This window comes from Marinomonas algae (genome assembly GCF_047525555.1).
Taxonomy (GTDB): Bacteria; Pseudomonadota; Gammaproteobacteria; order Pseudomonadales; family Marinomonadaceae; genus Marinomonas.
The window spans coordinates 98526-110470 of the sequence record NZ_JBLIXK010000012.1 but is presented as its reverse complement, the minus strand read 5'-3'; the positions used below and the strand labels follow the sequence as shown (position 1 = coordinate 110470).

Here is an 11945-nt window from a genome sequence, read left to right as displayed (position 1 = left end):
TTGATCAACAACTGCCAATTTAAAGGCGAAGGAATAGTCTCTCTGTGTACGCTTAGGTGTTGTAGTCATTGCACTCTCCAATTGAAGTATTGAAAAGTGACAACCTTATTTAGGACGGGTCACCTAAACAAAATAAAGCAGAACAAAAAAAAGCCATCTTAATTATTTAAGATGGCCTTGGTTTTTTCTGGATTAAATTCTGGAAGAATTAGTAGTCACTACGGAATGGGATTTTCACTTCGTAACCTGGCTCTTCTGGCTCGTCATCGACCATTTGTGCTGGGAAGCCTTTGCCTAATACTTTCACATTGCACGCGTCTTCTAGACGACGGATGATGTTTGGAGAAAACTCACGGTCGCCGTAGCGCTCTTGGCCGTCTTTGAAGATATCAACCACAAGTGGCGCAAGCTCTAGTGGCAAGCCATGACGCTTAGCGACGTCGTTGAACAAACCAACATCTTTTGACACAAGATCCAGTGTGAAGCTGATGTCGCGGCTACCGTTCAAGATCACTTGAGACTCTGTTTCGTGTACGAAAGAGTTACCAGACGAGGCTTTGATCGCTTCATAAGCCACGTTCATATCCAAGCCCATTACTTTTGCAGAAGTCAGTGCTTCAGACAAGGCAACAAGGTGAACACTGCATAAGTAGTTAGTAATAACTTTCAGTTTAGACGCGCTGCCTAATTCGCCAGTATGAATAATACGACGGCCCATTGTGGTTAAAATTGGCAATACCTTGTCGAACGTTGGTCGGTCACAACCTGCAAAGATAGAGATGTTACCTGTTCCCGCACGGTGACAACCACCAGATACAGGGCAATCCACTGGGAAAGCGCCTTTGGCTTTTACTTTTTCAGCAATACGACGAATTTCTGCTTCGTCTGTTGTACTCATTTCTAGCCAAACGCCGCCGTCTTTGATGCCGGCAATAACACCATCGTCTGCTTCCATAACATGAGAACACACAGCAGGAGAAGGAAGACAAGTGATTACAACGTCACATGCTTCGGCTAATTCCTTAGGAGATGCTGCTGTTCCAGCGCCTAGCTGTTTAAATTTAGACATCAATGCGTCGTCTAGATCACGCACCATTACGTCTAAGCCATTACGCAACAAACTGCCTGCTAATTGCCCACCAACATTACCTAACCCAATAAAACCAACCTTCATCATGACGCCCCTTCAACCAAAGTGAATGGGTACTTTTTGCTCTCGTGAGTCACAAAGTACCGCAGAATAAACTTAGTAAAGAGTAGCCATCAAAGAATCCGTTAAAAATTGATTTTTTTTTCTCTCTTTGGTAAAAAAAATTTTCCAATTGTTTTACACTCAACATCAGAACCTAGGCAAGTGATTCGATATAGGCAGCGGTATGAAAAGTATTGGTAATCAGGGACAGCAAGAAAACGATACAAGCAAAATAGATTTACGCCAGTTACCGCCTTTAAAATCATTAAAAGGTTTCGAAGCAACGGCACGATTAGGCAGTGTTCGTGGTGCTGCAGAAGAACTCAGCCTCACTCATCCGGCCATCAGTCACCAGATACAAACCTTAGAAGACAGCCTAGGCGTAAAGCTTTTCTCACGAGAAGGAAGACACATTCGTCTTACCAATGAGGGTAAAGAATATTATCAGTTTGTACGCCAAGCATTGGGGATTTTGATATCTGCTACGGAGCAAATTCGCTCTTCTATTAGTCAACCTAGCTTAAGAGTACAAACCTACATCACCACATCCATCCGCTGGTTGGCTCCGCGTCTACCTAAGTTTAAAAAGCATTATCCTGATATTGAATTGGAAGTAAGCACCTACAATGCCAATTGGGGTTTTGATGAGAAGCATGCCGACATTGCCATTATCTATAGAACCGATGATCTACCTGATCATTTAAGTTGGCAGCCTATTTTTGAATCAAGTGTCTTCCCTGTTTGCAGTCCAGAATTTTTGGCTGAATTGCCGAGTTCACCTAAACCTTATGAACTGAGCCAATACCCATTAATTTCTGTTTACACCGAAAACAAATATTGGAACTGGGAAGATTGGTTTGATTCTATTGATGACAACCCAAACACACACAATACAGACTTAAAAATACTAGAAGTAGACACACTCGCCGCGGCTCTAGAAATGGCCATAGTGGGCGAAGGTATTGCCCTCGTAAATGGCCCTTTTGCAGACAAAGACATCGCCTCTGGCCGCCTAGTGATTCCCGTTTCCCATCAAGATAAAGGCGCTGGCGAATGGGGAATCGTCTACCACAAAAACCTCGCCAAAGACCAACGCGTCACCACCTTTATTCAATGGTTGTTGGAACAGTGAGATTACCAATTCTTGACTACCGTCTTCATTATCAATAACGCGGCTCGTTAAAAGTGAACACAAAATCGCTTGTCTCCAAGCGTTAACATGGACACATCAAGGTTATACAGTTGTCCTATATTAGATTCGGTTAATACCTCAAGTGTTTGGCCGTGAAAGAGTACATTGCCCTGTTGTAAGGCGACGATATAATCCGCATATTGGCTGGCATAGTTAATGTCATGCATGACGACCACAATGGTTTTTCCCCAGTCTGCAATCGCTTGCTTGAGTGTTCTCATCAAGTGTCGAGCATGATACATATCGAGATTATTTAAGGGTTCATCCAGCAAGATATAATCGGTGTCTTGGCAAAATGTCATGGCAACAAGGGCAATTTGTCTTTGCCCACCTGATAATTGATCAATAAATTTATGCTTTAAAGACTCTAAGCCAAAGTATTGAATGATGTCTTCTACCTTGGTTTTGTCTTCGGCTTTCGGTCTGCCTTTATGGTAAGGGTAACGAGAGAAGATTAATAAATCCTCAACCGTTAAACGGCTCATAAAGTGCGTACTTTGTTGAAGTATTGCTATTTTACGAGCCACTTCGTCACTTTTCGTGGTCGATATGTCCATTCCATCAAACAGTATCTTGCCCGTTTGCAAGGGCGACAAACGAGACATCAAGGACAAGAGTGTCGATTTGCCTGCACCATTCGGCCCGATCAGAGCAATGACCTGATTCCCAGTGAGCGTCAAGCTTGTGTTTTCAAGCACGCTATTGCCTGAGATGTTGTGTTGTACGTTTAATAGTTCAATCATTCATACACTCAATTAGATTTGCGACTCTTCAGTAAAAGCATAAAAAACACCAAGCCACCAATAAACTCGATGACAACGCTTAATGTGGATGCTAGCCCTAACACATGCTCAAAAATTGCCTGTCCACCCACCAGAGAAATCGCGCCAATAAAAGCCGCCATGATCATGAATGAACCCGATCGAGCTGAGGGAAAAAGAGCAAAAACAATCGCAGTGATTAATAAGCCAAAGAAGAAAATAGGACCGACTAAAGCCGTAGAGGCGCTGACTAATATGGCCACCAGCATCAGTAGGTTCGTGGTCATTTTTATATAAGGAATACCAAGATTGATGGCACTGTTCCGTCCTAAACGATAGATGTCGATTGCCGGATAAATGCGCCACAACATAAGAATAACAAACAACAGAACACCTGCGACGACACCTAGAAGCTCTGTTTGAACACGGTTAAATTGGGCAAACGCAATGCCCTGAAACAGAGAAAAATCTTCTGGTGTAATCAGCCTTGCAAAGAACTCAACCAAGGATTGAATCAATAAGCCAAGCGCAATGCCTATGAGCAAGAGTCGGCTGATATCCATTGAAAAGCGCCTCACCAGCAGACCAAATACCGCCACAGCAAAGAGCATCATCAAAACGACTTGTAGGAAAAATTTAATGGAGCCAGAGATCTTGGCGTACTCAGCGCCGCCAATGATTCCAATGAATAGAACATTGAACAATAAGAACACCGAGTCCAATCCCATTATGGCAGGCGTCAGCACCCTACTTTGAGAAACGGTTTGAAATAAAAAGGTCGCCAAGGCAACGGAAACTCCCACAAAGTTCAGTGCCAACCATTTCTTAACGCGAAACCGCCACACAAAATCCAAATCGCCGCCACTGCCGAGTAAGAGAAACAATAAAGACGCCACAATCCAAATTGCGATAATCATGGTCAAAGCACTTTTAGACATTTGGCTCACCTTTATAAAGTACCCAAATGAAAAAGCATCCACCTAACACACCAAAGACCAAGCTTGCAGGAAGTTCAAAAGGGTTCGACAAATAGCGACCCAACATGTCACAGCCTAATAACAAAAAAGCGCCAATCAAGGCCGACCAAGGCAAACTCTGTTTCAAATTGTCGCCCAAGTAATAGCGCACAATGTTTGGCACAACCAAACCTAAAAAGCTGATCATGCCAACGGTCGCCACCACCATAGAAGTAGACAAAGCAATCATTATCATGGCAATAAAAACCAACGTTCTAAACGGTACTCCCAAAGCGCGACCGGTTTGTTCTCCCAAGTTAAGCAGGTTGAGTTGATTCGCTAACCAATAAACCAGCACAGCAATCGCCGCAGCGCCCCATATCAACTCATAACGACCGCTGATCACGGTGGAGAAATCGCCGTTAAGCCAAACCATCAAAAACTGCATGAGATCAAATTCAAAAGCAATAAAGGTGGCGATTGCGCCTAGAATGGCGGAATAGATTAAGCCGATTAAAGGCAACAACATTGGGTCATTGAGTTTGAGTTGGCGAATAATAGAGAAAAAGCCAAAAAGACTTAGTAGGCCAAAGCCTGAAGCAACCAGTGTGTGCACATACAAAGGCGATTCGGGCCATAAAATATGCGTGCCTAATAAACCAATGGCAACGCCTTGCGCTGTGCCTATTGTTGTTGGTTCGGCAAAGCGGTTGTTCAACACCACTTGCGATAAGCCACCAATAAGCCCAAGCACACCGCCTGCGATGACAACCGCCAATGTTCTCGGAACACGGCTTAATAACATCACGATACTGGCTTGTTCGTTTTCAAACACACTTGCCAAGGTTAAGTCATAAGTGCCAATAAACAGGCTGGCGAGCATCAGTGTCATCAAGCATAAAACAAACAATAACAAGAGCAGAGACTGAGTCAGCCCAGTGTGTCGTATCATCTATTATGGCTGTCCATTCATGCGTGCGGAAAATGTCTTAATCAGCTCTTCGAGAGTGTGTTCAATGCCTTGTACGCCACCCACAGAATTGAGTGTTCCCACCCCATTCAAATAAATAATCTGATTTTTCTGCCACGCTTTCGTTGCGTGAATAAGCGGTGTGTCCATGTATTCTTTCGATAAATCCTTCGCGCTTCTTCCTACGGATGCGTCTCGGTCCATAACAATCAGCCAATCGGGATTTTTAGACAAAATGTATTCATAGGAAATAGGAGCCACTTCATTCAAACTTTTCACATCGCTGGCTTCCAAGTTCATTCCTAACTCTTCTTGAAACCAATCAATGCGAGTTTGGCTACTGAGTACGTTTAAAGCTCGCCCCATCAGCATCACCACCATCACAGAATCGTCTGGATTAATCCATTTTTTTGCCTGATCGCGTAATTCATAAAGCCTGTTTTCTATCTCTTTTGCCTTGTCTTCTTTATCAAACAATTTGGCAAGGCTGTGCATTCTTTTAAGACTTTCTTGGAAAGTGTTTCCTCTTGGAATGGATAAATCGATCACGGGAGCCACGTCTGTTAAAACATCATATTGCAGCGCGGAACGCTCGCCAATGATCACCAAATCTGGCGACATTTTATGAATTTTCTCAATGTCTGCGGTAAAAAGTGTGCCGACAGTTTGCGCCTTTTGCGTATCAACATAATCCAGAAAGAGGTTTTCTGGCACACCTTGTACAGAGACACCTAAAGCGTCCAATGTATCAATAACACCGGCAGGAAAAGCGACCACTGTTTGTGGCGTTTGAGGGAAAGGCACCTCTCCACGAAAAGTCGATACAGTCAGTGCTTGAGCGGCATTTGAAAACAGGAAACACAGACTTACTAAGCTAATAAAAACGCTAACATTCATCTAATCTTGAACCATTTTTGGAGTTAATAATGTCTCTTTTGAAGTGACAGATACACCTTGGGTGTCACGTTAAAAGCCTTACGAAAAGCCAGAATAAAACTCGAATTATGTTGATAGCCTGCAATCCAACTTGCCTCCGAAATAGAGACCCCTTTTTCTAACATGGCGTTCTTTGCTAATAACAAACGCTGTTCGGTAATCCATTCTTTAAGAGTGCAACCCAATTGCTCTTTGGCTCGTCTTTGCAGCGTCCGAACACTCATATTCAAAGCGTCCGCATACCTTTGAGCATCAAAAATGCCCTTGCGCATCAACACATCCAAAGATTGCGCTAACTCAAGACGCTGATAATCAGGACCTCCAATACAGAGCGTGGTTCGCTTCCGCCACCAGAGGTAATAATTCCATGTTGCGTTGAGTAAAGTCAGACCTAAAATGTCACGTTGCAATGTGCCTAGGCTAGTGTCTAACGTCATCCATTGTTCACAGCCTTCTCGCATCGAAGCGGTCATTGGCCAACTTCTCAAACGTTCGTTATACAAGTCATATTCTTCGACGTTTTCCATAACATCTTCGTCTAACCACTGTTCCATTCCAGTCAGCACAACATGCTTATTACACTCTCCAGAATTAGCCAAACGCCTCAACACTTCGCTCTCTTTCGAACTCATCATGATGCAACAGCCATGTTCACCGGCAGAAAATACGTATTTTTTCCTACGCAGTATGAGTGTCATATTTCCTTGTAAAAGATAGATAAAAGTAATCTGAGGTGGCACTTCTGCACTGCTATCAACATCGCACACATATCGGGTCTGAGCACCGCGAATCTGCACACCACTTTTTAATCTATAGTGCCAAGATTTACCGCGCCAGCCCTCTGTCATGCTGTGCGTATCTGAGTGTCTGATCATGTCATAGGAAGAAGTATGAGCCACAATTCCCTCCGTTCTAAATAGGTTGTCGTGTTTTCAATATAGGTTGGCTTGTTTTCAACACCGAAGCTGAAACATTATCGAATACAATTTAACGCAAACAATAACCTTTCTCATTAACGAATACAATTTACGATACGGACAAAATGGAACCCAAAAAATTGCACATTGGATTGGCTCTAGCAATGGGCTGGTTAAGCGGTAAAGGCTGGCAACGACCAGACAGCGACGTGGAATCCGCCTTCAACACAGCGCCCTATATTGAAATGGCCAAGCTGGCAGAAGCCTATAAACTGGATTTTGTCTTCCGCCCCGACACTCAGTTTCTGAACGAAGAGCTCTTTGATACTGAACCCGGCTTTTGTAATCTTGATCCTATGTTACTGCTTGCCGCTATTGCGGAGCACACAAAATCCATTGGTATAATTTCCACTGCGTCTACCACGTTACTGCCTCCCTATTACGTGGCAAAACAATTGCAGACATTACAATGGATAAGCCAAGGCCGAGCGGGTTGGAATATTGTCACCGCCATTGATGGACACGAGAACTACGGCCAAACAGAAAGACTCAGCTCTGACGAACGTTATGAAAAATCTTCCGAGTTTTTAGAAGTGGTCATGAAGCTTTGGAAGAGCTTTCCTAATGCTGCATTAAAACAAGACAAAACCACAGGCATTTTTGCCGATAAAACGCTTGTGCAATCGGTTCATCACGAAGGCAAACACCTTAGCGTTAAAGGCCCTTTAAATTTACCTGAGTCACCATTTAAAGACATTGCGTTGTTTCAAGCAGGCGCTTCTGAATCTGGACGACATTTTGCAGCCAACATCGCGGATGCCGTTTTCGCGGCAACACCAGATATAGAGTCTGGAATCGAGCTTAGACAAGACCTTAGAGCCAAAGCCAAGGCACAACACCGAGACGAAAACAGCATAAAAGTCTTTCCAGGTTTAAGTTTGTTTTTAGCATCAACTCAAGAAGAAGCTCTGCAACTGTATAAATCGACTCATCGTCAACCTAGCAAACAAAAGAGAATAGAATACATAAAAGACGCCATAGGACTCGACCTTTCAAACTGGCCTCTTCATGAACCAATAAAAACCAACATAACAAAAATACATGAGAATGTTCGTAGCAAAACACACAGCCAACTTTTGTTAACCTACATTCATAGAGAATCTCCCACACTGGCAGAATTGCTTGAGCGACCTGAAGTGATTGGTTCTTCTCATTGGCTAGTAATTGGCACGCCAGAGGATGCGTTTCACTCTATTGTAGAAAGAGCAAACGCCAATGCATTAGACGGATTTATTGCCATTCCTGGTGGAGATAAAAACTCCATGCGATTGTTTTTCGAAGAAGTGATTCCCATGCTGGTTAAAAGCGGCTGGTTCAGAGACGAATACAAAGAAGTAAACCTCAAAGAACGCTTGAGGAAGGTATGAACAAGTCCACTGGCTTCAGCGTGTGGATAAACCTTTATTATTCGAGGCAAGTTTCGCAGTCCAATATATTCGCACCTTCCTTAACACCTTAGCAAAATAAAAACGCAAGCGAGCCAAGTATATTCTTGGCTTTTTATCGAGCGAACGTTGACTTAGAGGTCAACGAAGGTAAAATTTCATATCATCTAAGCAACCCAAACCAATTGCTCTACTGCAATAAAAACAGCTTATAAAGCAATCATTAAAGACTCTCACCCAAACTTCACATAAAAGGAGCTTTCAGTGAACGATGGCGTAATTAGACGAACCTTGACTTGGTTGTTAGGAAGTCGAGATAAGCCCTTCGAATACACCCATCATGCTGTTCTATTGATTGGCTCAATTGTTTATTTTTACTGCGCTGCTGCCAACTACCTTTTTAATTTGGCCAGCATGCCAAACATTCTATTACAACTTGGCTTATGCCCTATTATTCTCGGTCTTTGGTACTTATCCCGCTGGCACGATTATTTTAAAAGCATGGCCATTGTTTTCATGTTTTTGGTGACCTTAGTCTCTTTGCCATTCAATTGGATAGGTAACGGCGGTTATGACGGGCCGACGTATTTCATGAATTTAGGCGTACTTATCTATATTTCCGTCGCTTTTCGTGATTTGGGGTTTTACCGAAGACTAGGACAAGCCTTGGCTATTTTTATGCCGGTCCCTCTAATTCTCATTGAAAATAACTACCCTGATTTGATTTTCAAACACCCAACAACAGAATTGCTCCAATTAGACTTAACCATCAGCTTCATTGTCACAGGCTTTTTCTTAATGCTCATGATGGAAAACCATTCCAAGCGCTACAAACTCGAACGAGACAAAGCAAACGCCCTATCTATTCAGCTGCAAACATTATCCGAACAAGACCCATTAACAGGACTCAACAATCGCCGCGTTTTAGAAACTTATTTAGATCAATGGGACGCTCAAGGGAAAACCTTTAGCCTTGCCCTTATCGATTTAGACCACTTTAAATCGATAAACGACCAATGGGGACATAACTACGGTGATGTGGTGCTGTGTGAATTCGCCAACGCTTTACGAAGAATTGCTAATTTATACGCAGGGCACGCGATTAGATTAGGTGGGGAAGAATTTGTTCTGCTACTGCCAACAGACCTAATGAAAAGCCAAGAATACCTCCAACAACTGGCAAACAACTTTGCTTCGGTCAAACTTGAAAACGGACTGACCACCTTCAGCGCAGGCATAGCTCAAAGACAAGATAAAGAAGAGTACCAAGCCTTGCTCAAACGCGCAGATGACTTAATGTATGAAGCAAAAAGAGCCGGACGCAATTGTATTAGGCTCTAATTTTGAGCTTAATACTGGTTGCTCTTCTTTTCTCCCTTCTCTTTTTAGCCTTACTCTCTTCTCTTTTTAGCCCTAAGAATAGCCCCAAACCGCCCCTAACTTCGATAACAACATTGGTACCATAAATATCACCTTTTGGCTCTAAAGCATCAGTCCAGACAAAAGGCATACTAAATCCAATATCACATATCTTTGTTTAAGTAAGAGGTTTAGGTGTCGTTAGAAACTATTTCCATCTTAGCCTGTATCGTCATTATCGCAGGCATCATACGAGGCTTTACAGGCTTTGGGTTTGCTGCTGTCGCGGTAGTGGGCATGAACATATTTCTGACGCCTCAGCAAAGCATACCAGTTGTTCTTGGGCTAGATATTCTCTGCTGTGCTCCTCTTATTCGCCAAGCTATTAAACAAGGCGACAAGCCCACTTTTAAGCTCCTTACTCTTGGTTCAATCATTGGCATTCCATTTGGATTAGGTCTACTGCTTTTCGTACCTAGCATTACGTTAAAGCTTGCGATTTGCATCGCGATTCTACTCTTTTCCGCTTTGCTGATTATGGACTTCCGAGTTAGCAACACAGACAAAACACCAGTAAGACTTGGCTTTGGTATTGGTGCTGGCGCAAGCACAGCCGCTGCCTCGGTTGGCGGGCCAATTATCGTGTGTTACATGCTTTCTAGCACTCTAAGTGCAGCCACACAACGAGCTACCATGATCATGTTTTTCGTTGTCAGTGAATCTCTCGCATTGGCGGCTCTGTTTTTCAGTGGATTAGTTGGAAAAGAAGAGCTTCTGCTTACCGGCATACTGCTTATCCCCACACTCATTGCGGTACGTGTCGGTCAATGGTTATTCAATAAGCACCCACCTAAATCACTAAAACATTTCGCTATTCCTATTTTAGTCATGGTTGCTTTATTGGGGATCAGCGCATCTGCCGGAGAACTTTCGATTTAGAGTTATTGTTACGGACTATTTCTGCCATTTAATATTTTTGTTTGAAAGGATAAATACGAATGAAAGACACTTCTCATCCAGCTCTTATTGGTTCACTAAGCTCAACTGCACCTTCTGAAGAAGTGATCAACTTTAGCCCTGGTCCAACATCTTTACCTAAAGCAGTAGAGAAAAAAATTGCAGAAATTTTCCAAAAGCCTGGCTTAACCTCTTTAGCTCTGTCACATCGTACGCCTGAATTTCAAGCTATTCTTGATCAAGCCATCAACACCACTCGACGTGTTATGGAAATTCCTGATGAATATGAAATCCTATTCACTCACGGTGGCGGACACGGTCAATTCGCGGCACTTCCATTAAACCTGTGCCGCAACTTAACAGACAAAGCAAGCTACGTCGTGAACGGCACTTGGTCAGAAAGAGCCAAAAACGAGGGCGATAAATTTTGTTCTGTCCAAGTTATTGATGGAAAAGACCCTGAAAGTGGTCTCTACACTCACTTCCCAGAGTTTACCGAAGACAATATTCATCCTGATAGTAAATACGTCTATTTATGTTCAAACGAAACGGTTAATGGCATTGAACTACACCGCTTACCAACACTCCCTGAGTCACGAAAGCACATACCTTTAATCGTTGATGCAAGTTCAGATTTTTCAACGAAACCAATTGATTGGGTAGAAGCAGGTGTAGGTATTTTATTTGCGTGTGCATCTAAAAACATTGGTCACCCAGGACTAACCATCACAATTATTCGCAAAGACCTATTGGGTGATGACAAAGCTTCCGATCTTTGCCCTGGCGTATTCAACTACACAACCAACGCCAAAGCTGGAAATCTATGGAACACACCAGCAACGTTTAATATTGAAGTCGTTGGCATACTAATGGATTGGCTAGAAAAAGAAGGCGGTGTTCATGAAAACGAGCAACGCTCAATCAAAAAAGCTCAGCTACTCTATGACGCCATAGATCAATCAAACAATTTCTACAACACTCCAGTCAAAAACAAATCATTAAGAAGCCGAATGAACGTCCCATTTAACATAAAAGGCGGCGATCAGAAATTAACTGAAAAATTTCTAATAGAAAGTTGGGATTTAGGAATTGTCGGCTTAAGAACATTAACACCATTTGGCGTTGGGGATTATTTAAGAGCCAGCCTATATAATGGAATAACCATAAAAGACACAGAAAAACTTTCTGAATTTATGATTAAATTCCAAAAAGAAAACTAAATAAAACACAACAAAAAAAACAAACCAAAAAATAGAAACG

General features: G+C 42.7%; 12 protein-coding genes. 5 read left to right on the top strand and 7 right to left on the bottom strand.

The annotated features are described in order from the left end of the window. Window positions 1-208: 208 nt before the first annotated feature. Window positions 209-1177 carry an NAD(P)-dependent oxidoreductase gene (locus tag ACMUMQ_RS14255; RefSeq protein WP_414682631.1) on the bottom strand — a complete coding sequence of 323 codons (969 nt, stop codon included), beginning with the start codon at window positions 1175-1177 and terminating at the stop codon, window positions 209-211. 199 nt (window positions 1178-1376) lie between these two features. Here ACMUMQ_RS14255 and ACMUMQ_RS14250 point away from each other — a divergent pair, with 199 nt between their 5' ends. Further along, window positions 1377-2324 (top strand): LysR substrate-binding domain-containing protein, encoded by a 948-nt coding sequence (locus ACMUMQ_RS14250; protein WP_414682630.1) that lies wholly within the window; start codon window positions 1377-1379, stop codon window positions 2322-2324. Window positions 2325-2371: 47 nt separating this feature from the next. Here ACMUMQ_RS14250 and ACMUMQ_RS14245 read toward each other — a convergent pair whose 3' ends face one another. The 5 genes from ACMUMQ_RS14245 to ACMUMQ_RS14225 are packed head-to-tail and all read right to left on the bottom strand — an operon-like array spanning window position 2372 to window position 6906. Continuing rightward, the gene (locus tag ACMUMQ_RS14245; RefSeq protein WP_414682629.1) at window positions 2372-3127 is read right to left on the bottom strand and encodes an iron ABC transporter ATP-binding protein; all 756 of its coding nucleotides are present in this window, start codon (window positions 3125-3127) and stop codon (window positions 2372-2374) included. Window positions 3128-3135: 8 nt separating this feature from the next. After that, window positions 3136-4083 (bottom strand): iron chelate uptake ABC transporter family permease subunit, encoded by a 948-nt coding sequence (locus ACMUMQ_RS14240; protein ID WP_414682628.1) that lies wholly within the window; start codon window positions 4081-4083, stop codon window positions 3136-3138. Further along, complete coding sequence (locus ACMUMQ_RS14235) at window positions 4076-5053, bottom strand: iron chelate uptake ABC transporter family permease subunit (protein WP_414682627.1); 978 nt, start codon at window positions 5051-5053, stop codon at window positions 4076-4078. The genes ACMUMQ_RS14240 and ACMUMQ_RS14235 overlap by 8 nt, the downstream gene beginning before the upstream one ends. A 3-nt stretch (window positions 5054-5056) precedes the next feature. Continuing rightward, on the bottom strand, window positions 5057-5968 hold the full coding sequence (locus ACMUMQ_RS14230) for an ABC transporter substrate-binding protein (protein ID WP_414682626.1): 912 nt from the start codon (window positions 5966-5968) through the stop codon (window positions 5057-5059). Between the two features lie 23 nt (window positions 5969-5991). Next, entirely contained in the window at window positions 5992-6906 is a 915-nt protein-coding gene (locus ACMUMQ_RS14225) for a helix-turn-helix domain-containing protein (RefSeq protein ID WP_414682625.1), read from the bottom strand. A gap of 143 nt (window positions 6907-7049) precedes the next feature. Between ACMUMQ_RS14225 and ACMUMQ_RS14220 the strand changes: the two genes are divergently transcribed. After that, window positions 7050-8351, top strand: coding sequence for an NtaA/DmoA family FMN-dependent monooxygenase (locus tag ACMUMQ_RS14220; protein ID WP_414682624.1), 1302 nt, complete (start codon window positions 7050-7052; stop codon window positions 8349-8351). A gap of 282 nt (window positions 8352-8633) precedes the next feature. Continuing rightward, window positions 8634-9710 (top strand): GGDEF domain-containing protein, encoded by a 1077-nt coding sequence (locus ACMUMQ_RS14215; protein ID WP_414682623.1) that lies wholly within the window; start codon window positions 8634-8636, stop codon window positions 9708-9710. Here ACMUMQ_RS14215 and ACMUMQ_RS14210 read toward each other — a convergent pair. After that, window positions 9700-9879, bottom strand: coding sequence for a hypothetical protein (locus tag ACMUMQ_RS14210; RefSeq protein ID WP_414682622.1), 180 nt, complete (start codon window positions 9877-9879; stop codon window positions 9700-9702). The genes ACMUMQ_RS14215 and ACMUMQ_RS14210 overlap by 11 nt on opposite strands. A 44-nt stretch (window positions 9880-9923) precedes the next feature. Here ACMUMQ_RS14210 and ACMUMQ_RS14205 point away from each other — a divergent pair, with 44 nt between their 5' ends. Together ACMUMQ_RS14205 and serC are read left to right on the top strand one after the other, a co-directional pair. Further along, window positions 9924-10667 carry a sulfite exporter TauE/SafE family protein gene (locus tag ACMUMQ_RS14205; protein WP_414682621.1) on the top strand — a complete coding sequence of 248 codons (744 nt, stop codon included), beginning with the start codon at window positions 9924-9926 and terminating at the stop codon, window positions 10665-10667. Window positions 10668-10726: 59 nt separating this feature from the next. After that, window positions 10727-11905 (top strand): 3-phosphoserine/phosphohydroxythreonine transaminase, encoded by a 1179-nt coding sequence (gene serC, locus ACMUMQ_RS14200; protein WP_414682620.1) that lies wholly within the window; start codon window positions 10727-10729, stop codon window positions 11903-11905. The last annotated feature ends 40 nt before the right edge of the window (window positions 11906-11945 follow it).